23 protein-coding genes are annotated in these 22612 nt (G+C 60.6%); 15 read left to right on the top strand and 8 right to left on the bottom strand.

The features are described from left to right. The first annotated feature begins 140 nt into the window (after window positions 1-140). Window positions 141-1514, top strand: a complete 1374-nt coding sequence (locus tag HDE77_RS14485; RefSeq protein ID WP_184418345.1) for an MFS transporter — start codon at window positions 141-143, stop codon at window positions 1512-1514. Window positions 1515-1574: 60 nt separating this feature from the next. On the opposite strand, the gene HDE77_RS14480 is transcribed toward HDE77_RS14485, so the two are convergent. The 4 genes from HDE77_RS14480 to HDE77_RS14465 form a co-directional block, all read right to left on the bottom strand. After that, window positions 1575-2375 carry a siderophore-interacting protein gene (locus HDE77_RS14480; RefSeq protein WP_184418343.1) on the bottom strand — a complete coding sequence of 267 codons (801 nt, stop codon included), beginning with the start codon at window positions 2373-2375 and terminating at the stop codon, window positions 1575-1577. A gap of 118 nt (window positions 2376-2493) precedes the next feature. After that, window positions 2494-2985 (bottom strand): transcriptional repressor, encoded by a 492-nt coding sequence (locus HDE77_RS14475; protein WP_255482749.1) that lies wholly within the window; start codon window positions 2983-2985, stop codon window positions 2494-2496. Between the two features lies 1 nt (window position 2986). Further along, complete coding sequence (locus tag HDE77_RS14470; protein WP_184418339.1) at window positions 2987-3649, bottom strand: PadR family transcriptional regulator; 663 nt, start codon at window positions 3647-3649, stop codon at window positions 2987-2989. A 305-nt stretch (window positions 3650-3954) separates the two neighbouring features. Next, window positions 3955-5382 (bottom strand): GGDEF domain-containing protein, encoded by a 1428-nt coding sequence (locus HDE77_RS14465; protein WP_184418330.1) that lies wholly within the window; start codon window positions 5380-5382, stop codon window positions 3955-3957. A gap of 319 nt (window positions 5383-5701) precedes the next feature. Between HDE77_RS14465 and HDE77_RS14460 the strand changes: the two genes are divergently transcribed. After that, window positions 5702-5890 carry a CsbD family protein gene (locus HDE77_RS14460; protein WP_184418328.1) on the top strand — a complete coding sequence of 63 codons (189 nt, stop codon included), beginning with the start codon at window positions 5702-5704 and terminating at the stop codon, window positions 5888-5890. Window positions 5891-6011: 121 nt separating this feature from the next. Here the strand turns inward: HDE77_RS14460 and HDE77_RS14455 are convergent, their stop codons facing one another. Beyond that, window positions 6012-6701 carry a methyltransferase domain-containing protein gene (locus tag HDE77_RS14455; RefSeq protein WP_184418326.1) on the bottom strand — a complete coding sequence of 230 codons (690 nt, stop codon included), beginning with the start codon at window positions 6699-6701 and terminating at the stop codon, window positions 6012-6014. A 562-nt stretch (window positions 6702-7263) separates the two neighbouring features. Here HDE77_RS14455 and thpR point away from each other — a divergent pair. From thpR to HDE77_RS14425, 6 genes are all read left to right on the top strand, one after another. Continuing rightward, window positions 7264-7875, top strand: coding sequence for an RNA 2',3'-cyclic phosphodiesterase (gene thpR / locus HDE77_RS14450; RefSeq protein ID WP_184418324.1), 612 nt, complete (start codon window positions 7264-7266; stop codon window positions 7873-7875). Between the two features lie 217 nt (window positions 7876-8092). After that, on the top strand, window positions 8093-8911 hold the full coding sequence (locus tag HDE77_RS14445) for an SAM-dependent methyltransferase (protein WP_184418322.1): 819 nt from the start codon (window positions 8093-8095) through the stop codon (window positions 8909-8911). Next, on the top strand, window positions 8908-9456 hold the full coding sequence (locus HDE77_RS14440) for a GNAT family N-acetyltransferase (protein ID WP_184418321.1): 549 nt from the start codon (window positions 8908-8910) through the stop codon (window positions 9454-9456). The genes HDE77_RS14445 and HDE77_RS14440 overlap by 4 nt, the downstream gene beginning before the upstream one ends. Before the next feature lie 34 nt (window positions 9457-9490). Next, window positions 9491-9730, top strand: coding sequence for a hypothetical protein (locus HDE77_RS14435; protein WP_184418319.1), 240 nt, complete (start codon window positions 9491-9493; stop codon window positions 9728-9730). Window positions 9731-9987: 257 nt separating this feature from the next. Next, window positions 9988-10290 (top strand): hypothetical protein, encoded by a 303-nt coding sequence (locus HDE77_RS14430; RefSeq protein WP_184418318.1) that lies wholly within the window; start codon window positions 9988-9990, stop codon window positions 10288-10290. Window positions 10291-10294: 4 nt separating this feature from the next. Continuing rightward, window positions 10295-12076 carry a GGDEF domain-containing protein gene (locus HDE77_RS14425; protein WP_184418316.1) on the top strand — a complete coding sequence of 594 codons (1782 nt, stop codon included), beginning with the start codon at window positions 10295-10297 and terminating at the stop codon, window positions 12074-12076. Window positions 12077-12156: 80 nt separating this feature from the next. Here the strand turns inward: HDE77_RS14425 and HDE77_RS20565 are convergent, their stop codons facing one another. Further along, window positions 12157-12282, bottom strand: a complete 126-nt coding sequence (locus HDE77_RS20565; protein ID WP_255482737.1) for a hypothetical protein — start codon at window positions 12280-12282, stop codon at window positions 12157-12159. 450 nt (window positions 12283-12732) lie between these two features. Here HDE77_RS20565 and HDE77_RS14420 point away from each other — a divergent pair, with 450 nt between their 5' ends. Next, window positions 12733-13029 carry a hypothetical protein gene (locus HDE77_RS14420; RefSeq protein WP_184418314.1) on the top strand — a complete coding sequence of 99 codons (297 nt, stop codon included), beginning with the start codon at window positions 12733-12735 and terminating at the stop codon, window positions 13027-13029. A 70-nt stretch (window positions 13030-13099) separates the two neighbouring features. Continuing rightward, window positions 13100-14815, top strand: coding sequence for a GGDEF domain-containing protein (locus HDE77_RS14415; RefSeq protein WP_255482736.1), 1716 nt, complete (start codon window positions 13100-13102; stop codon window positions 14813-14815). A 49-nt stretch (window positions 14816-14864) separates the two neighbouring features. Here the strand turns inward: HDE77_RS14415 and HDE77_RS14410 are convergent, their stop codons facing one another. Then, the gene (locus HDE77_RS14410) at window positions 14865-15329 is read right to left on the bottom strand and encodes a cupin domain-containing protein (RefSeq protein WP_184418311.1); all 465 of its coding nucleotides are present in this window, start codon (window positions 15327-15329) and stop codon (window positions 14865-14867) included. Between the two features lie 190 nt (window positions 15330-15519). Here HDE77_RS14410 and HDE77_RS14405 point away from each other — a divergent pair, with 190 nt between their 5' ends. Further along, complete coding sequence (locus tag HDE77_RS14405) at window positions 15520-17229, top strand: M28 family metallopeptidase (protein ID WP_184418309.1); 1710 nt, start codon at window positions 15520-15522, stop codon at window positions 17227-17229. A 161-nt stretch (window positions 17230-17390) separates the two neighbouring features. On the opposite strand, the gene HDE77_RS14400 is transcribed toward HDE77_RS14405, so the two are convergent. Beyond that, window positions 17391-17999, bottom strand: coding sequence for a TetR/AcrR family transcriptional regulator (locus HDE77_RS14400; protein ID WP_184418307.1), 609 nt, complete (start codon window positions 17997-17999; stop codon window positions 17391-17393). A 94-nt stretch (window positions 18000-18093) separates the two neighbouring features. Here HDE77_RS14400 and HDE77_RS14395 point away from each other — a divergent pair, with 94 nt between their 5' ends. From HDE77_RS14395 to HDE77_RS14380, 4 genes are all read left to right on the top strand, one after another. Next, window positions 18094-19221: an MBL fold metallo-hydrolase gene (locus HDE77_RS14395; RefSeq protein WP_255482735.1), complete on the top strand. Its 1128-nt coding sequence runs from the start codon at window positions 18094-18096 to the stop codon at window positions 19219-19221. Continuing rightward, window positions 19218-20144, top strand: coding sequence for an SDR family oxidoreductase (locus tag HDE77_RS14390; RefSeq protein WP_184418305.1), 927 nt, complete (start codon window positions 19218-19220; stop codon window positions 20142-20144). Before HDE77_RS14395 ends, HDE77_RS14390 begins: the two co-directional genes overlap by 4 nt. A gap of 94 nt (window positions 20145-20238) precedes the next feature. Next, window positions 20239-21663, top strand: a complete 1425-nt coding sequence (locus tag HDE77_RS14385) for a nodulation protein NfeD (protein WP_184418303.1) — start codon at window positions 20239-20241, stop codon at window positions 21661-21663. Window positions 21664-21808: 145 nt separating this feature from the next. Continuing rightward, window positions 21809-22564, top strand: coding sequence for a slipin family protein (locus HDE77_RS14380; protein WP_184418301.1), 756 nt, complete (start codon window positions 21809-21811; stop codon window positions 22562-22564). Window positions 22565-22612: the final 48 nt, after the last annotated feature.

Raw genomic sequence — 22612 nt, 5'->3', positions numbered from 1 at the left:
AGGTGAGGCGGTCCTCTTGATGGCCCGTCGCGGGCTGCCTACACCGCACAAGCACGTCAGAAGCGGTAACAAGCCTGAGTCTAGATCGGTCGCATCGAGGTCCGGATATCCATCGCAGCTAACGCGGAGCGGACCCTCGCATGGCCCAGCGTGACAACAGTATCGGGTGGGTGACCACCGCGGCGAGTTTTGGCTTCGCGCTGGTGCAGCTTGACGTGACGATCGTCAACGTCGCACTTCCGCGTATCGCGAGCGAGCTCCACGCCAACATCGCCATGCTGCAATGGGTCGTCGACGCTTACGCCCTGACCTTTGCGGTGCTGCTGCTTAGCATGGGTTATTTGGGCGACCGTTTCGGTGCACGCAAGGTCTATCTGAGCGGGCTGGCGCTGTTTGCTGCTGCGTCACTCGGATGCGGCCTGTCACCGGATGCGACATGGCTGATCACCGGTCGCGCGATCCAGGGCATCGGCGCGGCAGCCATGCTTCCCAGCTCACTCGCCTTGCTGAGCCATGCGTCGGCGCACTCACCCGCCGCGAGAGCGCGCGCCATCGGCTGGTGGACGGCGGCGGGAAGTATCGCCATCGCGGCGGGCCCGATCATTGGCGGTCTGCTACTTGGCGTGGCGAGCTGGCGCAGCATCTTTCTGGTCAACCTTCCTGTCTGCGCCATCGGTGCCGCATTGACGTGGCGCCTACCGGAAACTGTCCGCAAGGAGCATAACGGCGGATTCGATATGGCGGGCCAGATTCTTGCTGTCCTCATGCTCGCCGGCTTGATCACGGGCGTCATCCAGGCACGTCCGCTGGGTGTTGTGCATCCGTTCGTGCTGGGCTGCTTTGCGGTCGCGCTGATCAGCGGTGCCTTGTTCCTGCGGACGGAATCGCGCAGTGCTCACCCGATGTTGCCGCTGCGATTTTTCAAGGCACCGGGTTTCACCGCGGCGACCCTTTACGGCGTCGTGGTCAACCTGACTTACTACGGCATCGTGTTTCTGTTGAGTCTGTATCTGCAGACCGTGCACGGATACAGCGCCGTGCGCACTGGTGTTGCCTATCTTCCACTCACAGCCACTTTTTTCGGCGTCAACATTTTCAGCGGATGGTTGGTGGTGCGAGCCGGGGCGCGCCTGCCGATGATTTTTGGTGCGCTCATCGACGCGAGCGGCTTTGCGTTGTTCCTGCTACTGGGCGCCAACAGTTCCTACTGGCTGATGCTGCCTGCCTTCGCGCTGCTGCCAGCCGGGATGGGATTGGGCGTTCCGGCGATGACGAATACCGTCCTCAGCGGCGTCGACAAGGAATCGTCCGGCGTCGCCTCCGCCGTGCTCAACGCCGCCCGTCAGGCCGCCGGCGCGATCGGCGTCGCACTGTTCGGTACCCTGGCAGGCGACCACAAGGAAAATATCGTCTCGGGCCTGCACTGGTCGGCGTTGATCTCCATTGTGCTTTTGCTGGGAGCTGCAGCGATTGCCATGGTGGGTATAAAGAGCCATCCGAAGACGAAGCCGTAACGCGTGGGATGATTTCTTGCTGCCCGTGTCGGGACGCGACAGGTTGTGCGTGACGATGGCTCAATCGTCCTCATCGTTGTCGTCCGGGCCAGCTTTCCAGTATCCCTTCGCCTTCAACCAGTCTTTCGGTACGCCGCGTTCGTCGCTGAGCCATTGGCGCATGTTGCGGGTGCGGCGCGATTCGGTGGCGATCCAGTAGTAGGTGTCGCCGGTCGGAGTGGACAGTGCGCGCAGCGCGCGTTCCAGCAGATCACTTTGATCGGCGGCGGTACCGTTGCGTTCCAGCCAGGTGACGTTGAACTTTGCGCGTGAGCGCAATGACTGGCGGTCATCCGCGTGCGGAATTTCCGCGAGCACTTCGACGCGCGCGCTTTCCGGCATTTCTTCCAGCCAGCGACCGATGGCGGGCAGGGCCGTTTCGTCGCCGATCAGGACGTACGTGTCGAAATCATCAGCGATTACGGTTGAGCCGCGCGGTCCGCCCGCTCCGATCTGCTGGCCGGGCGTGGCCTGCACTGCCCAGGTGGAGGCGGGGCCGTCGCCGTGCAGCACGAAATCGACGGTCAGTTCGTCGAGGACATCGTCGTAGTGGCGTGGAGTGTAGTCGCGCATTGGCGAGTACTCGCGCCCGGGTGGAGTTTCCGGACCGTTCGCACCCATCACCGGTGTGACGATTTCGCCAGCGCTATTGGGAAAGAACAGCTTTACGTGATCGTCGGGCGCTGCGCTGACGAAACCGCGTAATGCTTCACCACCAAAGACAATGCGCTGCATGTGCGGGCTGAGCTGCTGGACGCGCCTTACTTCCAGGTTACGGAATACCACGGGGTGGCGAATCCTTTGGTGGGTATGAAGTGTCATTGGCATGATCTCCAGAGGGTCGGGGCAAGGTGCCGGCTAATGGCTCTGCAAAATCCGCGTGTGGCGGGAAGTGCGGCGGTGGCGATGGCAGTCGCTGCAGTCAGGGTGTGCAGCGAAGTTATGCGAGTCGATAGCCGAGGCGTTCGGCAATCTCCTGCATGGTGTCGAGGGAAGCATCGACGGGTGCGTGGTTAGCTGGTCTGGTTGCCGGTGTCGCGAGGGTAGGCCGGGGCATCTGTAGTGCCTCGGCAAGGCCGAGTTTCTCTAGATCGCGCAGGAAGCTTTGCACCTGCTGCAACATCTCGCGGACATTCCCAGGAGCGCGCTCAGGGGTGGCCTGTGGCAAACCGCGCAAACGCCATCGGCTACGGCTGTGCAGTTGCGCCTCGATGTGCACCAACCCGAGTTGCTCCAGCTCGCGCAGGAAGCGGTAGACCGTACCGATGCTGGTGCCGGCGTGATGCTCGCGGGCGGCTTGCAGCAAGGTGACCGCGTCGAGCGACTGGTCGAGCCGCAACATGGCGGTGAGGATGGCCCGCCGCGGCGCGGTCACCAGCAGGCCCAGCGACTTGCAACGCGCTTCCCAGCCGGCCAGCGCGTCGCTGTCCATCTCACTCACGGCGTTCACCGGTGGCGATAGCGCTGGCAGCGCGTTCCAGGATGTCGGTGATGCGCTCTGCCTCCGCTTTGCTCCAGTCGCTGGCACGCATCAGCAGCGCATGCTTGAGCGCATGCATCGCTTTGCGCACGTTCATTGGCGCGGCCATTTTTGCGGCCATTCGGGCACTGTGCTCGGTGCGTGCGGTCACTGCATCCACCGCATCGCGATTTTCGTCCAGGTAAGCACGGCCTTCGGTGGTGATGGCGTAGAGCTTGCGGCCACCCTGTTCGTTCGTCACTTCGGCATAGCCGAGTTCTTCGAGCATGGTGAGGGTGGGGTAGATCGCGCCGGGACTGGGCGAATACTGGCCGTGGAACATGTCCTCGATGATGCGGATCAGCTCATAGCCGTGACGCGGCTGTTGCTCGATCAGTGCCAGCAGCAGCAGCTTGAGATCGCCGTGACCGAACATGCGGCCACCGCCGCCGCGTCGGCCACCCCCGCGCATTTCGCTCCAGTCGGCGAAGAAATCGCCGCCGCCGTGGCGACCGCCGAAAGGTCCGGCATGGCGTTCGTGATGTCTGCTGTCGTCGTGGCCTTCGCGATGTCCGAAAGCGTGGCCGTGATGATGGTGGTGGTGCAGGGCGTTGAAAAACAGATGGCGGATGCGCATGGCAGGTTCCGATATATCGTGAGAGTGACGTAAAGATATATCGCAAGTGTATCTAAAGCAATACGTAGGAAAATGGGTGCGGCATGCCCAGCGGGGGACGGCTGCGACTTTGTGGTACCGGCGGGATGTGGGTCGCCGCGGGTGTTTGTCTGGGCTCTCAGCGGCTTGAGGGCGGGTCGCTGCCTTACGGCGCAGCCGCTTGGTGACCAGCTGCGCTGTTGAAAAGCGCCTCCTGCCTTCGCAGGGATGACGGGTCGAAAAAGAGGTTGTTTGACGCGTCCTGTTGAGGAGCATCGACCCTTTCGCTAATTCAACCCTTCGCTACGGCCCGCCTGGACAGTGACATCAGTACGGCCTTCATCGTTGGCGTCGCCTTGCAACGGCGCCATCAAAAACCGGTTGCCGCCCATTTTCTTGGCGCGATACATGGCGCTGTCGGCATGCCGGATCAGCTGCTTCTTGTCATCGCCGTGCTCCGGGTAGATGGCTATGCCGAGGCTGGCGGATATGTGCAGGCGCTGATCGGCCAGCTCGAAAGGCTGGCTGAGAGAGGCGCGAATTTTCTCGGCGACCATCGAGGCGTGTTCCGGCAACTTGATGATGTTGAGCAGGACGATGAATTCGTCGCCACCGATGCGACCTATCGTGTCCGACTCGCGCACGCAGTGCCCGATGCGGTGGCCTACCTCGCGCAGCAGCAGATCCCCGATGGCGTGGCCAAACGTGTCATTGACCTGCTTGAACCGGTCCAGGTCGATGTAGAGCAGGGCCAGCCGATCCTCGACCAGCTGGGTCCTGGCCAGCGCTGCCAGCAGGCGGTCGTTGAACAAGCCGCGGTTCGGCAAATCAGTCAGTACGTCGTGTCGCGCGATGTGGCGTAGCCAGGTTTCGGTCTGCTTGCGCTCGATCGCGGCAGCGATCTGGGTCGAGACGAACTGCAGCAACACCTCGTCCTGCTCGGTATAGCGCACATCGCCCGAGTAGCTTTGCACCACGAGCGCGCCGATGACGCCTTTTTGCGAGGTGAGCGGAACGCCAAGCCAGTCCAGCGATTCCTTGCCGACAACCGGCCCCACGCGTTCGTGCAGGCTGGGCTTGGAGTCGGGTGTCAGTAGCAGCGGCTGTCCAGAACGGATGACCTCGGCGCTCAGCGTGCCGGAATCGAGTTTTCGTGGTGCCGGAGAGTCATCGTGTTCGTCGACGTAATAGGGGAAGCTCAGCTCGTCTTTTATCTCGTCGTAAAGGGCGACGAAGAAATTGTTAGCCGGCAACAGGTTGCCGATGATCTGGTGGATGCGCCGGAACAGGGCGAGCAAGTCCTCCGCTGAATGGGCGGCCTCGGAAATATTGTGCAGGGCAGCCTGCATGGACTCGGCACGTTTGAGTTCGGTCACGTCACGGGCGACGGCAATCCTCAGTTGGTCGGCTTCCGACCAGCGGGCCGACCAGCTGATATGGATGACCTGCCCATCCTTGCGCACATAGCGGTTCTCGAAATGCATTTGCATGTGCCCATCCATGACCATGGAGGCTGCCTGCAAGGTCTTCGCCCGATCCTCGGGGAACACCATGTCGATCATTTGCCGGCCGATCATTTCGTCCGGTGTGTAGCCAAAAATACGCTCGCATGCAGCACTTACGAACACAAAATGCCCGTGAACGTCGACAACGCAGATCGCGTCGAGCAAGAGGTCCATGACATTGAGCAAGGATGCGTGAGCGTTTTTTTCCATCGTTGGAATGGTGCTACCTGGCAAAGATAAGCGCTATCAAGCACACACCATGCCGAGTGAAGAGGGCGGCTTGATGGTTAAGCTGGATGGAGTTCTGAAGCGTGACGTAGCTCTCATTTTGATCAGTTTTTTGAAAAAGCGAACGACAATAAAACCCGGCGAGTCCTTCCGGTCAGGCGCCGTTGTGATTGAGCGGATGCTGAACGCAAGTCTCGGGATAAACGCCGTGCAAACGGGATGGTCACATGCTGTCGACCGTGCGCCCCCTATACCTGATCACGTCTGCAATGCCGCAGACGTCAGCTCCCGGAGATATCGCATGGATCACAATCGCGTCGAAGGTACCAAGCATCAGATCAAGGGCACGGCGAAGGAAGTCGTCGGCAAGGTCACCGGCAACAAGGCCAAGGAACTGGCCGGCAAGCTCGAGAAGAACGTAGGCAAATTCCAGGACGAAGTCGGCAAGGAGGCTGATGCCCAGCGTGATGAGGACAAGCGTCGCCAGTGATCGCTTACCCGACGTACGGCTGTAGTTGCTCGTTCCGTCACCTTCACTGAATATCGTATCAACTGAGGTGGGGTGCCTGCCATCGGCGGCACCTCCCGTTGCAGTTCGCGCCACGCGTCCCTCACTGGCCGCGAGCTGCCACTCCACCCACCATCACGTCACCGCGCCGGTAGCTCAGCAGCCTGCCCCGGAACGGGGCGATGTCGTTCTTGTCGAAGCGGCTGCGCAGTTCGGTAACCGCGTAGCCCTGGCCGCTGAGGGCACGAGTGAAGGCGGTGCTGTTGCCGCGTCCCGGATCGGTAATCAGCACTTCGACATCAGGCAGGGCGTGGCGCAGCATCATCGCCGCAAGCAGTTCGGCGTGTCCGCTTTCGTAAAGGATGTCGCTGCCGATGATCAGGTCAAAGCGTCCCAGCGTAGCGTCGGGTACTTCCCAGCGCAGGTCACGGTAGCCGATGGTCGACAGCTGGTTCTGCGCCGCGTTGTGGTGCAGAAAGGGCTCGGCCAGAGGATGGTGGTCGCTGGCCGTGATGTCGGCATGGCGTCGTTGTAGCACCAGGCTGGACAGGCCCAACCCGCAACCCAGTTCGAGGATGCGCTTGCCGGCAATGTCATGCGTGCACATCGCCTCGGCCAGCACCCGCCCCGATGGCCAGACTTGGCCGAACAAGCTCCACAGCGCAGATGAAATGCCCGCGCGAGCCGCGTGGTGATGCGGATCGGCAAACTGCTGCAGATCGGTCAAGGCGCGGATGCGATAGTCGTGGCCGCCAAGGCAGACCATAAGCTCGCGGGTGGTGTAACCAGGCATGGGCACTCCCGTGATGGCGTCGTCCCGGTGGGTGGGATCGAGCGTGAGAGGGAGCGAAGCGGCGACGATCGCCAGGACGCAGAAGAAGCGCGTGAACACCGCCATCCTACGGCATGAGCCGTGGTAGCGGAGTCAACGAGTACCCCCCGTAGGTTGGGGTGAGCGCAAGCGATGCCCAACACTCCCGCCGCAACGGCGTTGGGCATCGCTAACGCTCACCCCAACCTATACACCGCGCCACACATAAGCCGTTCGCCCCGAGCGCGGCGCAGGGGAGTGGGAGGGCCTTTAGCCGTTCGCCCCGAGCGTGGCGCAGGGGAGTGGGAGGGCCTTTAGCCGTTCGCCCCGAGCGTGGCGCAGGGGAGTGGGAGGGCCTTTAGCCGTTCGCCCTGAGCGTAGCGCAGCGAAGTCGAAGGGCATTCGGGAAACTGAGACCGGACCCATAGGCACCAGCCAAGCCTTACGACTCCTTCCAACGCAAAAGTGCCCAACGCTGGGCCCACTTCCCCTGCCGGCAAACGAGGTTGCTCTCCAGCGCCCAGCCCGTGCTACATAAGCACCCATGCCCATTCGACAAACCCAACCCGAAACCCGCCAACTCGATCTGCTCGGCGGCAGCATCGCCTCCACCGAATTGCATCGGCTGTTTTTCGCACTGATGCCCGACGACACCACCCGCGCCCGGCTTGCCGCGGCGGCGGAAGCACTCAGAGCAAGCCATTCCGGGCTACGCGCCCGCTGGATCAACCCGAGCCGCTATCACGCCACACTGCATTTTCTAGGCGATCATGCCGCTCTGCGGCCCACCCTGGTCGACGGCGCCATAGCCGCTGCCGACAAGATCCATGCCGCGCCATTCGCCTGGACGCTGGACAATGCCTCGAGCTTCCGCGGACGCGAGCCACCTTGCGTGCTGCGCGGTGGCGAGGTTCCTACCCCGATGGAACAGCTGTGGCAAGCATTGCGCCACGCCCTGGCACTGGCGGGACAGGCTGGCCACCTCGAACGCAACTTCACGCCGCATGTGACGCTGGCCTACAGCCACGGCACGATGCTGGAGCCTGCGGCGATTGCGCCAGTCACGTGGCAGGTGACGGATTTCGTGCTTGTGCACAACGTGGTTGGGCAGGGCAGCTATCAGATTCTTGGGCGCTGGCGAATGGCGGATAGCTAGCTGTAAACGATTTCAGGGAAAGATGCACTTGCCTAAGCCTCGTCTTCATGGGTAACTTCCACGGGGCGGACGGCATTGGCGAGCAGGGATGGCAGCAGCTAAGGCGGGGGATTTCACTTAACTGATTCGGGCGTTCAAGGCGACGCTCGGGCGGTAATGTGTGTGCGCAACAAAAATGCCTTAGGGTCTTCAGATCAACGATGAGCAAGCAGACAACATGAATTCGACCGATTTACCCGGCAGTCTCGTATGCGTTGGTCTCGGCATGACGCTGGGCTCTCACGTTAGTCCTCTGGCGCGCAGTCATATTGAACAGTCGGATGTGGTTTTCGCCGCGCTTTCTGACGGCGTCGTGGAGCTGTGGGTGAGCCAGATGCATCCGGATGTTCGCAGCCTTCAGCCGTTCTACCAGGAGGGCAAGTCGCGCATGCAGACTTACCGGCAGATGGTGGAGGCGATATTGACCGAAGTGCGCGCGGGCAAACGGGTATGCGGCGTTTTCTATGGTCATCCCGGTGTGTTTGCTTGGGTACCGCATAAAGCGATCCAGGTCGCCCAGAGCGAAGGCTATCGCGCTCACATGGAACCAGGCATTTCTGCTGAGGATTGCCTGTATGCGGATCTCGGTATCGACCCCGGCAAATATGGTTGCCAGCATTTTGAAGCGAGCCAGCTACTGTTCTATCGTCGCCGTATCGACGCGACCGCGTATCTGGTGTTGTGGCAAGTGGGCGTGGCGGGCGATCAATCGCTGGCACGCTTCGCAACTGGCGCGGCCTACCGTCAGGTGCTGGTCGACGTGCTGGCGCGTGATTACCCGCTGCAGCATGAACTGATCATCTATCGTGCGGCGACGCTGCCCATCCAGCAACCTCGCATCGAGCGGGTGGCGCTCGGCGATCTGCCGCAGGCGGACATCGGTATGGCCGATACCGTGGTGGTGCCACCCGCACGCGCCATGGAACCGAACCCCGAGATACGCGCGAGGCTTGCCGCACTCGATCTGGCAGCGGCCAGCGAAATTGCATCAGCGTGAGCGAAATTAACCTTTCGGTGTTCGATTTCGAGACTGAGAGGCTGCATCTGCGCCTGTTGGTTGAGGGCGATGAGGCTCTGTTCCATAGTCTTTACACCGATCCGGAGACCATGCGGTTCATCGGCCCGCCGCTTTCAGCGGAAAAAGCCGGGAAAAGCTTCCAAAAGTTCCTCGCCCGACAGCGGGAGCCGTCTCTCAAGGGGCGCTTGTTGGTGATGCTGGAGAAGGCGACGTTGCAGCCGGTGGGCATTTGCGGTACATCACAGCGTGATGGCGACGCTCTCCGACTGGAAGTGGGCATAATATTGAAGCGTGAAGCCCGGTCGCGGGGGTTTGCTCGGGAAGCCCTCACGGCATTGATAAAAAGAATCTTTGCGTTGTCTCTCATTGAAGAAATATACGTACGGTTTTCGGCGCAATGTCCTGCAGTGGAAAGATTGAATATCCGCGTGGGTTTCGAGCCTTGCGCAAATGAAATAACAGAAGATGGGTTATGGTCAAAACGCGTTTGGTCGGTGCATCGATCATCGTGGTGCACAAATTGAGCGACCAACTTAACTAATTGCAAGGAGAATACTGATGTCGAACGTGATCGCCTTTCTAGAAAGGATGGGTCAGGACGCGCAGTTGCGTCACGCCTCCCAGAATGATGTGCGGCTCGCACTGGCGCGCGAGCAGATCGATCCCGAGTTACAGGCGGCGATCCTCGCGAAGGATCAGCAGCGATTGGAGACTTTGCTGGGATCGAGCAATGTCTGCTGCATGATCGAAGCTGATTCGGGTGAAGAAGATGCGTCCTATCTTGAACAGTGTGCATAAAGCTCACTCGTCTGAAGTGCGCCTGCAAACGGACTCTGTGGCAGCTGCCCTGAACTTGGCGTAAGCGATAGGGTTGATTGAAGTGCCGCGGAGCCACCTCTGAGGATCCATCTGGATCGTCATGTAGTAGTTCAACATCTGCGCAGGGTTAAAGCCCTGAGCAGATGAATTAGGGGAAGAGCGGTAGCTAAAACGCAGCTGGTCAGTTCATTGATCGTCGAGGCATGCTGCCAAAAAATCATCGGTCTGGGGGATTAATGTCGAACGTCATCGATTTTCTTGAAAGGCTGGGCCAGGACGCGCAGTTGCGTGATGCTCCGCAGGAAGATCTGGAACTTGCGCTCGCGAGCGCATGGATTGATCCGGAGCTGCAGGCGGCGATCCTCGCCAAAGACCAGAAGCAGCTGGAAGTTTTGCTTGGAAGCGTCAATGTCTGCTGCATGGTGAATCCAGGCAAGGAGGATGATGACGAGGAAGAGGATGCCGAGGAGAACCCGTCGCGCGGGGGCGGGGGAATAACCACACATCTTGCGTCCCGAGCTATGGGCTCGGCGGCCTAGTTCGATGGTCAAGTCGGGCAAGTGGCACTGCGTGTTGTTCGCCGAGTGGGCCTTGCTCGTGGTCTTGCTCGCAGGCACGGCTACAGCGGCCGTGCCTGCGGTTGAAGACGTTGCACTGGTGCTTAGTCAGGCCGATAGCATCAAAACGTCGAACCATGCCGAGTTCGCCGAGCTTATGCAACGACTCGACAACGAGGCTACAAAAATGCCTCCGGAACAGCAGTTATATCTGCGCTATCTCAAGGCCTGGCAGGTCGGCTACGGTGGCGACTATGAGACGGCGATTCCGCAGTTGAATGCGATCATTGCTGAGTCCACTGACGCCACCTTGCGATTTCGCGCGGGCGTCACCGTCATCACCTTGTTGGGGATCGGGTCCCACTATGAGGAAGCGTTCGCGCGGCTGAGTCAATTGCTCGATCAGCTACCGCAGGTGACTGATAAGTATGCGCGGATACAGGGGCTTAGTGACGCTGCGCAACTGTATATTGAGGCCGGACAATACGATCTGGCTGCGAGTTATGCGGATCGGCTGCTTACGGAAAATCCGACCGGGGAAGGTGCCTGTAAAGGCAGATATTATAAGCTTTACGCACTCTACAATAGTGGCAAGTTACGGACGGTTGATCAGCAGTTCCAGGATGGCATCGATGCCTGCATCAATGTGGGCGAGTTCTTATATGCGAACGGAATTCGTGCCCGTATGGCGGGCATTTACATCCAGCAAGGTGAGCCTGCCACTGCCATAAAGTTGCTGCAAAGAAATTACGCGGATACACAGCGTACGCACTACGGACGCCTTATTTCGCAGTTTGACGCGTTGCTGGCGCAGGCGTACTCAAGAGAGGGTGATCTCTTACTGGCGCAACAGTTCGCACGCGATGCCGTAAGCAGCAGCGTCAAGAACGAATACACCGAACCGTTAACCAGCGCCTACCAGCAACTCTACCTGATTGCCCAGAAACAGGGCGACATGGAGGCTGCTCTCACCTACCACGAAAAATACATGACAGCCGATAAGGGCTATCTGAATGACGTAGGCGCAAGGGCGCTCGCATATGAGACGGTTAAGCAGCAAGTGATGGCGAAAAAGCTGCAGATCGATACGCTGAACAAGCAGAATCAGATACTTGAGTTGCAGCAAGCGCTTGGCAAGAAGGCGGCAGTAACCAGCCGGCTGTACATCATCCTGCTACTGATGGTGCTAGCTTCTATCGCGCTGTGGACCTACAGGGTCAAGCGTTCCCAGTTGCGATTCATGAAGTTGGCACGGCGTGATGGCTTGACTGGCATCTTCAACCGGCAGCATTTCGTTGAAGAGGTCGAGCACCTTTTGCTGTACTGCAGGAAGTCGGCGCGGAACGCGTGCATCGTACTGATCGACCTGGACCATTTCAAAGTAGTAAATGACACTCACGGCCATGCGGTAGGCGATCGCGTATTGCGCCGCGCAGTCGAGGCTTGCCAGACACATCTGCGATCGACCGATGTCTTCGGTCGCCTCGGCGGTGAGGAGTTTGGCATCCTGCTGCCCGATTGTTCGCTGGAGCAAGCCTACCGTCGAGCCGAGCAGATCCGCTTAGCGATCGCGACGGCTGCGACCGGCGATAACGCGCCCGGCATTCCCATTTCAGCCAGCTTCGGCGTAGCGGTTACCTCCCGATCCGGCTACGAGCTGCGCGGTCTGCTCATCCATGCCGACGAGGCGTTGTATCGGGCCAAGCGCGAAGGCCGTAACCGCGTCGTCGTATCCGAGGAAGTGGAAGGGCGCCTGAAAACGGGATAACTCCCGCGGAACGAAGCCCATCAGTCTTCGCCGCAACAACCTTCATACTCGGCTGGATGATTTTGCGAAAGGCATGCCGCCTAGCGTTGGTAGCCGCCGCCGTCTCGATTCACATGCAGGTCGATGTCAGGATGGCTGAAGCTGTCGTCGGTTGAATAGCTTCCGATTTCGAGATGGACGGCTATTTCACTGTTGAGGTTGATCAAGTACTAGCCATCCCGGACGTTCATTGGATAGGCAGTAAAGTCATTCGCCTGTAGCGTCTGTTCGCAACCATATCGAACAATCGGCTGTGGTTTTTGCTCACCTTCTTTGTCGCCGGAGCGGGCCGTAAAAGGCTTTCAAAAGATTGTTCTACAGCGGTGTGATTCGTCCCACAGCAGAAGATTTCTGGCAAACTTGAGGAGGCAGACACAGTAACCCGTGGGCATTTGTGGTGCGTCGCAGTACGATGCCAGTATGTTTCGGGTGGAAGTGGGCATAGCATTGACGCCTGAAGCGCGCGCAAGGAGGTTGGGAGGGGCGCTGACAGCTGAACATCAAGGTGGGTTTCAGCGCTTGTGCTGATAAGGGGGGGCTTTGCCAAAATGCATTTGGTCGGCACATCGATCATCGTGGTGTGTTATCCAAATAACTAACGGTCAAGGGGAAGACTAATGTCGAACGTCATCAATTTTCTTGTAAGGATGGGCCAGGACGCCCAATTGCGTCATGCCTCGTCGCACGAAGTGGAGCTCGCGTTGGCAAGCGAGCAGATTGATCCGGAGTTGCGGGCCGCGATTCTTGCCAAGGATCAGCGGAAAATAGAGAGATTGCTTGAGCAAGGTCCTCACTGCTGCCTGTTGTTTCCAGAGAAGGAGGATGAAGACGATGATGGCGAGGAGGGTCCGTCGCGAGATGGTGAAGAGATCTCCACATACTCCGTGTTTCGCAACCTGGCTTCAGTAGCCTAGTTCGATGTTTTTAACGGGCAGGCGATACCAGGTGTCCTTCGCCGGGTGGGCTTTGCTCGTTGGATTGTCCATGGGCACGGCCATTGCGGCCGTGCCTGTGCCGGATGACCTAGCCCAGATTCTCAAGCGGGCAGATAGCATCAAGACGTCAAACCATGCTGAGTTCGCCGCGCTCATGCAGCGTCTCGAGGACGGCGCGGCGAAACTTTCGCCGGAACAGCAGTTGTATCTGCGTTATCTCAACGCGTGGCAGTTCGCGTATCGCGGCGACTACCCAGCTGCACTTCCGCTGCTGAATGCGGTGATTAGTGAATCCACTGATGCCACCTTGCGATTTCGCGCGGGGGTCACCGCAGTCAACCTGCTGGGAATTGCAACTCACTATGAGGAAGCTTTTTCGCGCTTGAATCAACTGCTCGACCAATTGCCGCGAGTAACCGACAAGGACGCACGTGTACAGGCTTTAGGTGCTGCTTCACAGCTATATATCCAGGCCGGTCAATACGACTTGTCTGCGGGCTACGCAGACCAATTGCTCAAGGAAAGTTCGTCCGCTGCAAATGCTTGCAAGGCCACGACTGTGAAACTTGAGGCTCTCTACAGGAGCGGCAAGCTGGAGAGGCTGGGCAGGCTATTTCAAGACGGAATCGACCTTTGTGTCGAGGCCGGTGAGCCAATCTTTGCCAATGCAATTCGTTCCTATGTGGCAGCCTTTGACATCCAGCAAGACCAACCGGCAGCTGCCATTAAGCTACTCCAGAATAATTACGCGACCTTACAGAGCACCCGTTACACGCCTCTGATTTCACGGTTTGATGCGTCGCTGGCACAGGCCTACTGGAAAGAGGGCGAGTTTGTCCTGGCGCAACAGTTTGCTCTCGAGGCGGTAAACAGCAGAGTCAAGAACGAATACACCGAACCATTGACCACTGCTTATGAGCTTCTCTATCTGATCTCCCAGAAGCAGGGCGACATGGGCTCAGCTCTCGCCTATCACGAAAAATACATGGCAGCCGACAAGGGCTATCTGACGGAGGTGAGCGCAAAGGTGTTGGCGTACCAGACCGTCAAGCAGCAGGTGCTGGCCAAAAAACTTCAGATTGACACGCTGAACAAACAGAACCAGATACTTGAGCTGCAGCAGACTCTCGGCAAGAAGGCGGCAGTAACCAGTCGGCTGTATATCATCCTGCTGCTGACGGTGCTGGCATCCATTGCGCTGTGGACCTACAGAATCAAGCGTTCCCAGCTGCGCTTCATGAAGCTGGCACGGCGCGACGGTCTAACCGGCATTTTCAACCGACAGCATTTCGTCGAAGAGGTCGAGCATCTTCTGTTGTACTGCAAGAAATCGGCGCGGGATGCATGCATCGTGCTGATCGATCTGGACCATTTCAAAATCGTCAACGACACCCACGGCCATGCGGTAGGCGACCGCGTATTGCGCCGCGCGGTGGAGGCTTGCCAGGCGCATTTGCGATCGACCGACGTGTTCGGTCGTCTCGGCGGTGAGGAGTTTGGCATCCTGCTGCCCGATTGTTCGCTGGAGCAGGCCTACCGTCGAGCCGAGCAGATCCGCGTGGCGATCGCGACGGCGGCGACCGGCGAAAACGCGCCCGGTATTCCCATTTCAGCCAGTTTTGGCGTAGCGGTGACTTCCCGATCCGGGTACGAGCTGCGCGGTCTGCTCATCCATGCCGACGAGGCGCTGTATCGGGCCAAGCGCGAAGGTCGCAACCGCGTCGTCGTATCCGACGAAGTGGAAGCGTGCCTGAAAACGGGGTGATCGCGGGGCGGCGCAGGTCAGGCGATCTGCGCCATGCTGGCCATCATGCTCAGTCGGATGATTCCGCGTAAGGCGTCCCATCCTTATGCGTGTACCCGGCATCTCCATCCACATGCAGGTCGATGTCGGGATAGCTGCAGCTGTCATCGGCATGGCGGGTGCCGATTTCCAGATAGACGGCTATTTCATTGCCACGGTTGATCAGGTGATGGCCATCCGGGACGTTCCTGGGGAAGGCAGCACAGTCATTCGCGCGCAGCGTCTGTTCGCCGGTGTCGGTGATCAAGATCAGTTCGCCTGACAGGATGTAGACGAATTCATCCTCGCTGGTATGCCAGTGCCGCTGGCTGGACCACGCGCCCGGCGGCAGCCGCGTGAGGTTGACACCGAAATCGGTCAGCCCACCGGCATTGCCCAGCGCCTGCTTGATGCGTGCGCCAGCGGCGGCTGCAAACGGTGCCGGGTAACCTGAACCTTTGCGTTCGGGTACGGTCGTGACATCGATTTTGGGCATGTCGTTCTCGCTGCGCAAGGTATGGGGTAGGGAAGCGTTCAATCTACCCAAAACAAGCGGCGGGGTCATTGTTGTATCTCGCGCTGAGCAGAAGAGGGCGGCCAAGCTTGTTGCTGCAATGAGGTGGGGTTCGTAGACAGCCGCGGGTGGGCGCGTTAAAAAGGAGGCTCCCCAGGTGCAGGAGTCCCCGATGCGCGTAATGACGTCCGTCCTTTTCATGGCCTTGAGCGTGGGGGCCTATTCACTTCAGGCTGCCACGCCAGCAGCTTCCAGCAGTTCTGCGGCGCCAGCGGTTGCACTGGCGCCGCAGATCAATGCCGCCGACTTTGCGCAGTTCGACAAGACGCTGGCCTCGGATGACTTTGGTGGGCGCAAGCCCGGCACGATCTACGAACAGCGCACGACCAGCTGGCTGGTCGAACAGTACAAGCGCATGGGGCTGCAGCCGGGTAACCATGGCTCGTGGTTCCAGACGGTGCCGGCCGATTCCACCCAGCTGATCAACACTGATGTCACGCTGGATATCGCCGCAAACGGCAAAGACACGAAACTGGCCAATCACACCGACATGATGGTCGAGACGCTGCAGGCTAAGGCCGCTGTCGACCTCAAGAATTCGCCGGTGGTATTTATCGGCTACGGTGCGGATGCGCCGAACTGGCACTGGAACGATTACCAGGGCGTTGACGTGAAGGGCAAGACGGTGATCGTGCTGGTCAACGATCCCGGCTTTGCCACAGGCGATCCGAAATTGTTCAATGGTCGCGCGATGACCTACTACGGTCGCTGGACCTACAAGTACGCCGAGGCAGCGCTCAAGGGCGCCGCCGCGTGTTTCATCGTGCATACCAGTGATGCGGCGGCGGGCTATCCGTGGAGCGTGGTGCAGAACAGCGGCAGCGGAGCGCGGCTCAGCCTGCCTCCAAGCGTCGATCCTTCGCCGCAGCTACCGGTAGCTGGTTGGCTGACCCGCGATGCCGCCACGCGATTGTTCGCGGCCGCCGGCCTCGATTTCGACAAGCTCGAGAAAGACGCGGCCAAGCCAGGATTCAAGGCCGTGCCGTTGCAGGCGACGGCTTCGGTGAGTCTGCGCAACAAGATCAGTCATATCGAGTCACATAATGTGCTGGCGATGGTGAAGGGCAGCAGCAAGCCTGACGAAGTGGTGATCTACACCGCGCACTGGGATCACCTGGGAATGGACCCGACGCGCAAGGGCCATCAGGTGTTCAGCGGCGCGATCGACAACGGCACCGGCCTGACCATGCTGCTGGAGCTTGCCGACGCGTTCGCCCACCAGAAGACGCCGCCGCAGCGCAGCGTGCTGTTCTTCACGCCCACGCTGGAGGAGTCGGGTCTGCTTGGCTCGCAGTACTATGCGGCGAAGCCGGTGTTCCCGCTGGACAAGACGGTGGCCGATATCGCGGTGGATGCATTGCCGATCATCGGCCTCGCCCACGACATGACCGTGATCGGCATGGGCCAGTCGCAGCTCGAAGACATGTTGGCCGCTGTGCTTAAAACCCAAGGTCGCGTGATGTCGCAGGAGACCACGCCGGAGAACGGCTTCTACTTCCGCTCCGATCATTTCAGCTTTGCCAAGGCGGGTGTGCCGGCGATGCTCGCCAGCTCGGGGCTTGATCTGTTGAACGGCGGCAAGGTGGCCGGTCAAGCGGCTGCCGACGACTATACGAAACATCATTACCACACGCCCGACGACGTGTTTAATCCGAATTGGGATTTGGCCGGCATCCTCGAAGACACGCAGGCGATTTACGTACTGGGCCAGCAGTTGAGCGAAGACGGGCAATGGCCGCAGTGGTATGCCGACAGCCCGTTCAAGGCCAAGCGCGATGCGATGATGCAGCACGGCAAGTCAGGTGCTGATGCGGGGAAGTGATGCTGAATCTCCGTGTCGTGCGCGCGGATTTGGATGTGCTCCTCCCCCTGCTTGCAGGGGGAGGTTGGGAGGGGTTGCTTTTGATTTTGAGGCTGAAGGGAAGAGCGACTGCAACCAACCCTCCGCTGCTTGCAGGGGAAGGAGCCCAGTAGCAACGCGGCTCAGCGCGAGCCGGATTGCTGCAGCCGGCTCAGCAACGTCAGGCAGGCCTCATCGATGATGCGTGTCTGCGTGGGTTGATCCGGCGCGGGCTGCCATGCGATTACCGAATACCAGTAGGTAGAGGACTTCAGCATTGCGATGAACAGGTCGGCGCTGGCACGCGGATCGAGCTTGCCCAGATTGCCAGCCTCGCCAGCTTCGCTGAACCAGCGGAACAGGCCGTTTTCCTTTTCGCCGAATTGAGCCATCAGCTTCTGGCTTTGCGCCTCGCTGCGCATGCACTCGACCATCAGCACGCGACTTAGCCGTACGAAGTCGGGGTCGCAGATCAGCTGCATTTCCTTCTCGGCAATCTCGCGCAACTGCTCGGCGAAATCGCGTTGCTTGTCGTAGTGCAGCTTGCCGAGCGGATCGACACGCTCGATCAGCAGCGCCAGCACCGCCTCGAAAACCGCCTCCTTGGACGGGAAGTGCTTGTACAGCGTGCGCTTGGAGACTTCAGCGCGGGTGGCGATGGCTTCCATGCTGGCACCGGCCAGCCCCTGTTCGGCGAGTTCGGCGATGCCGGCGTTGAGCATGGCGTTGCGCTTGTTGAGGCTGCGGTTCAAAAGATGGTCTTCCTGCAAAGTATACGGAGTAGTTTACTTTCTTTGCGCTCCGGCATAAAGTATACGGCATCGTTTACTTGTGACGGAGTTTCCCATGCTCTTCTTCAGCCTTGTCTTGCTAGGCCTCGTGCTTGCCATGTGGCTGCTTTTCGCGCGGCGTTCGACGACGCGCCATACGGGCAGGGATGCCAGATACGCCAGCTCGCCCGTCTGGCGCGACGGTCGTTTCCGCAATGTGGCCGACACCCGTGCAGGGAGTCTGCGCGGAGTCATGCGCGAGTTCTGGGCCAATCGCGGTATCCGGCGCAAGCCGCGCAGCCCGTTGCCGGTGACGCCGGTGCGAGCTGACGTGTTGAGCGGTCCGGCATCGCAGGCATTGCAGGTGACCTGGCTCGGCCATTCCACCACGTTGATCGAGATCGACGGCCTGCGCCTGCTTACCGATCCGGTGCTGAGCGAACGCGCTTCGCCCGTGCCGTTCGCCGGGCCGAAGCGTTTCACCCCGCCGGCGCTGACGGTGGCGCAGCTGCCGCATATCGATGCGGTGCTGCTATCGCACGATCACTTCGATCACCTGGACCGCGACACCATCCGCGCGCTGGCCGGCAAGGTCGGCCGCTTTTACACCACGCTCGGTGTGGGGCGTCGGCTGATCGCCTGGGGTATCGCTGCCGATCGCGTGGTGGAGCTGGACTGGTGGCAGGAGGCGAGCTTCGGCTCGCTGACGCTGGCAGCCACGCCGGCGCAGCATTTCTCCGGTCGCGGTCTGCGCGATGGCAACTCGACGCTGTGGGCGTCGTGGGTGGTGCTGGGCACGCAGGAGCGGTTGTTCTTCAGCGGTGACACGGGCATGCACGCGGGCTTTGCGGAAATCGGCGAGCGCTATGGGCCGTTCGACCTGACCCTGATCGAATGTGGCGCCTACAACGAGCTTTGGCCAGACGTGCACATGCAGCCGGAGCAATCCATCGCCGCGCATCAGTTGGTACGCGGCAGGACGATGATGCCGGTGCACTGGGGCACGTTCGATCTTGCCATGCATCGCTGGGACGAACCGGCGGAGCGCGCCCGCGCGCTGGCGGCGGAGCAGGGCGTGCACTTGGTGCAGCCACGTCCGGGCGAAACCGTGCGTCCCGATTCCACTCTGCAGGCGCCGTGGTGGCGTGTGTTCGAAGCGGACAGTGCACCTTCATCCATTCACAACAAGGAGAGCGCTGCGTGAGTACCTGGACCCTCGACAACGTTCCGCCGCAGGGCGGCAAGCTCGCCGTGATCACCGGCGCCAACAGCGGCCTTGGTTACGAGACCGCGCTGGCGCTGGCACACGCTGGTGCCGAAGTGATACTCGCCGCGCGCAATGCAGCCAAGGGGCGCGACGCTCTGGCACGTATTCGTGCACGGTCACCGCATGCCAAGGTGCGCCTCGAGCTGCTGGATCTGGCCAGCCTAGCCTCGGTCGCCGATTTCGCCAGGCGCTTACTCGCCGAAGGTCGTCCGCTCGACCTGCTGATCAACAACGCCGGCGTGATGGCGCTGCCCACGCGGCAGACGACCGCCGATGGTTTCGAGATGCAGCTGGGTACGAATTATCTCGGCCACTACGCACTCACCGCGCAATTGCTGCCGCTGCTGTGTGATGCATCTGCACCGCGGGTGGTGAACCTGAGCAGCCTCGCGCATCAGCAGGGGCGCATCGACTTCGATGACCTGCAGGGCGAACATCGCTATCGAGCGTGGAAGGCCTATAGCCAGTCCAAGCTGGCGATGCTGATGTTCGCGCTCGAGCTGCAACGACGCAGCGATGCGCAAGGCTGGGGTCTGATGAGCAACGCCGCGCATCCGGGCTTCGCGCGTACCGAACTGATTCCGAACGGACCCGGTGCCAAGGGCGTGCTGTGGAACCTCAGCAAGCTGCTGCAACCGTTGATGAGTCAGTCCGCCGCCGCTGGCGCGCTGCCCACGCTGTACGCAGCGACCTCGCCTGACGCCAAGCCGTCCGCCTATTACGGCCCGAACGGATTCTACGAACTGAAGGGCGCACCCGCGCCGGCCAGGATCTTCGCCAAGGCCCGCGATACAGCCGTCGCAGCCCGCTTGTGGGAGGTGTCCGAGAAGCTGACCGGAGTGGCGTTCCAGCCGCGTTGAGCGTCCGGCGGGCCGCTCGGCCATGATCACTTTCTGTACATCATCCGCGCTAGAGTGGTGGCATCGATATTGGTGTCCTCGCGAGGTCGGTGTGATGGCGCGTTGGCTGTGGTTGGCATGTGTGGTGGCGCTTTGCACGATGCCGGTGCGGGCAGCGTCCGACGTCGCTCCAGTCACGAGTGCTGCACCTTCGGTGGCGGCACCCGCAGCAAGCGCAGGCACGGTGGCGCAGTTGGCCCTGGATGGCCCGATCGGCCCGGCCGCAGCGGAATACTTCGATGATGCGTCGAAGCGCGCGGTCGCCGATCATGCGGTGGCCATCGTGCTGCAGATCGATACACCGGGCGGGCTCGAAGATTCGATGCGGCAGATCATCGCCAGCATGCTGGCCTGCAAGGTCCCGGTGCTCGTGTACGTCGCACCCGGCGGCGCGCGTGCCGCATCCGCGGGCACGTACATCCTGTACGCGGGACAGATCGCGGCGATGGCGCCGGCCACGCATCTGGGTGCGGCAACTCCGGTAAGTCTGGGCGGCGACACGCCGATGCCGTTGCCGGATGTCGGTCAGCCGCCGACGTCGGCGAAATCTTCCGGGCAGCCCGCAACCGGCGACGACGCAGCCGATACAAGCCGTGACGCCGAATCGCACAAGGTGTTGAACGATGCGATCGCCTATATCCGCTCGCTGGCACAACTGCGCGGACGCAACGCCGCGTGGGCCGAACAGGCGGTACGCGGCGCAGCCACGTTGACCGCCAGTGAAGCGGCGAAAAAGCATGTGATCGATTTCGTGGCGACCGACGTTTCGGATTTGTTGGCGAAGGCGGATGGCCTGCAAGTACAGGTCGGCGATCACAGCATAACGCTCCAGCTCAAGGGGCTTTCCGTACACGATTACGCACCGAATGCGCGCACTCGCTTCCTCGCGATGATCACTAACCCCACGATTGCCTATGTGTTGCTACTGGCTGGCATGTTTGGGCTGGTGCTGGAGGCGATGCACCCCGGTGCGATGTTGCCGGGCATCGTTGGTGGCATCTGTTTGCTGATCGGTTTGTATGCGTTGCAGTTGTTGCCAGTGAACTATGCGGGGCTCGCGTTGATGGCATTGGGCGTCGGATTGCTGGTGGCCGAGGTGGTCAATCCCACCGTCGGTGCGCTCGGCATCGGCGGAGTCATTTCGTTCGTGGTGGGATCGGTGATGCTGATGAATACCGGCGTGGCAGGTTATGGCGTCAATCTTGGGGTTATCGCAGGTATCGCGGTATGCGCTGCGCTGTTGCTGGCGTTGATCCTGTGGTTGGTGCTCCGCTCGCGACGTTCGCATGTGGTCACCGGTGATGTGGCCTTGCGCGCCGATGTTGCCGAATTGCTCGAGCCGGTGAACGCCGGTGGCGAAGCGTGGGTGATGGTGCGTGGCGAACGTTGGCGTGTGCATTGCGATACGTCGTTGCCGGCCGGTGCGCAGGTGCGCATCGTGCGGCGGCAGGGCCTGCTACTGTGGGTCGTGCCGGCATGATTCATGATTTCGGTCTTTGCAGGAGCGCCAGCTTTTGTGGGAGCGGCTTCAGCCGCGATAGCTCTTGCCAGGAGCATCGCGGCTGAAGCCGCTCCCATAAAAGCTGATGCAGCAGCTCAATAAGACACTCATTGGAGACTCAGTCATGTTCGGATTTGTCGGTGTATTGGTGATCATCGGGGTCATGCTGCTGTTCTCGGCCATCAAGATTTTGCCGGAGTATCAGCGTGGCGTCGTGCTGACGCTAGGCCGCTATACCGGTACCAAGGGACCGGGACTGGTGATCCTGATGCCGGTCGTGCAGCGGATGACCCGGGTGGATTTGCGCGTCACCGTGATGGACGTGCCGCCACAGGATGTGATCTCACGCGACAACGTGTCGGTGCGGGTGAATGCGGTGGTGTACTTCCGCGTGGTCGAGCCTGACAAGGCGGTGCTGCAAGTGGAGAATTTCCTGCAGGCCACCAGCCAGCTGGCGCAGACGCGGTTGCGCTCGGTGCTCGGTCAACATGAGCTGGACGAGATCCTGTCGCAGCGCGATTCGATCAACCACACCTTGCAGGCGATCCTCGACGAGGCGACCGACCCGTGGGGCATCAAGGTTGCCAACGTCGAGATCAAGGACGTCGACCTCAACGAAACCATGGTGCGCGCGATCGCTCGCCAGGCCGAGGCCGAACGTGAGCGTCGCGCCAAGGTGATCCACGCCGAGGGCGAGATGCAGGCTGCCGAGAAACTGCGCGACGCGGCCGCGATGTTGTCGCAACAACCGCAGGCGCTGCAACTGCGCTACCTGCAGACGCTGGCCGACATGTCCAGCAACGGCAAGTCCTCGACCATCGTGTTCCCGTTGCCGCTGGACCTTATCCGCCCGCTGATGGATGCGTTTCCGTCGAAGTAGGGGTCGCCCTGCCAGGAGCTCTCCGTCTCGCTCGTCACCCCTGTCTTC

Source organism: Rhodanobacter sp. MP7CTX1 (genome assembly GCF_014205795.1).
Classification (GTDB): Bacteria; Pseudomonadota; Gammaproteobacteria; order Xanthomonadales; family Rhodanobacteraceae; genus Rhodanobacter.
This window is presented reverse-complemented; position numbering and strand designations above follow the sequence as displayed.

What these genes read in the sequence shown, in the direction of transcription:
- HDE77_RS14485 (WP_184418345.1), top strand. Translation starts at nt 141, where the DNA reads ATGGCCCAGCGTGACAACAGTATCGGGTGGGTGACCACCGCGGCGAGT.
- HDE77_RS14480 (WP_184418343.1), bottom strand. Translation starts at nt 2,375, where the DNA reads ATGACACTTCATACCCACCAAAGGATTCGCCACCCCGTGGTATTCCGT.
- HDE77_RS14475 (WP_255482749.1), bottom strand. Translation starts at nt 2,985, where the DNA reads ATGGACAGCGACGCGCTGGCCGGCTGGGAAGCGCGTTGCAAGTCGCTG.
- HDE77_RS14470 (WP_184418339.1), bottom strand. Translation starts at nt 3,649, where the DNA reads ATGCGCATCCGCCATCTGTTTTTCAACGCCCTGCACCACCACCATCAT.
- HDE77_RS14465 (WP_184418330.1), bottom strand. Translation starts at nt 5,382, where the DNA reads ATGGAAAAAAACGCTCACGCATCCTTGCTCAATGTCATGGACCTCTTG.
- HDE77_RS14460 (WP_184418328.1), top strand. Translation starts at nt 5,702, where the DNA reads ATGGATCACAATCGCGTCGAAGGTACCAAGCATCAGATCAAGGGCACG.
- HDE77_RS14455 (WP_184418326.1), bottom strand. Translation starts at nt 6,701, where the DNA reads ATGCCTGGTTACACCACCCGCGAGCTTATGGTCTGCCTTGGCGGCCAC.
- thpR (WP_184418324.1), top strand. Translation starts at nt 7,264, where the DNA reads ATGCCCATTCGACAAACCCAACCCGAAACCCGCCAACTCGATCTGCTC.
- HDE77_RS14445 (WP_184418322.1), top strand. Translation starts at nt 8,093, where the DNA reads ATGAATTCGACCGATTTACCCGGCAGTCTCGTATGCGTTGGTCTCGGC.
- HDE77_RS14435 (WP_184418319.1), top strand. Translation starts at nt 9,491, where the DNA reads ATGTCGAACGTGATCGCCTTTCTAGAAAGGATGGGTCAGGACGCGCAG.
- HDE77_RS14430 (WP_184418318.1), top strand. Translation starts at nt 9,988, where the DNA reads ATGTCGAACGTCATCGATTTTCTTGAAAGGCTGGGCCAGGACGCGCAG.
- HDE77_RS14425 (WP_184418316.1), top strand. Translation starts at nt 10,295, where the DNA reads ATGGTCAAGTCGGGCAAGTGGCACTGCGTGTTGTTCGCCGAGTGGGCC.
- HDE77_RS14420 (WP_184418314.1), top strand. Translation starts at nt 12,733, where the DNA reads ATGTCGAACGTCATCAATTTTCTTGTAAGGATGGGCCAGGACGCCCAA.
- HDE77_RS14415 (WP_255482736.1), top strand. Translation starts at nt 13,100, where the DNA reads ATGGGCACGGCCATTGCGGCCGTGCCTGTGCCGGATGACCTAGCCCAG.
- HDE77_RS14410 (WP_184418311.1), bottom strand. Translation starts at nt 15,329, where the DNA reads ATGCCCAAAATCGATGTCACGACCGTACCCGAACGCAAAGGTTCAGGT.
- HDE77_RS14405 (WP_184418309.1), top strand. Translation starts at nt 15,520, where the DNA reads ATGCGCGTAATGACGTCCGTCCTTTTCATGGCCTTGAGCGTGGGGGCC.
- HDE77_RS14395 (WP_255482735.1), top strand. Translation starts at nt 18,094, where the DNA reads ATGCTCTTCTTCAGCCTTGTCTTGCTAGGCCTCGTGCTTGCCATGTGG.
- HDE77_RS14385 (WP_184418303.1), top strand. Translation starts at nt 20,239, where the DNA reads ATGGCGCGTTGGCTGTGGTTGGCATGTGTGGTGGCGCTTTGCACGATG.
- HDE77_RS14380 (WP_184418301.1), top strand. Translation starts at nt 21,809, where the DNA reads ATGTTCGGATTTGTCGGTGTATTGGTGATCATCGGGGTCATGCTGCTG.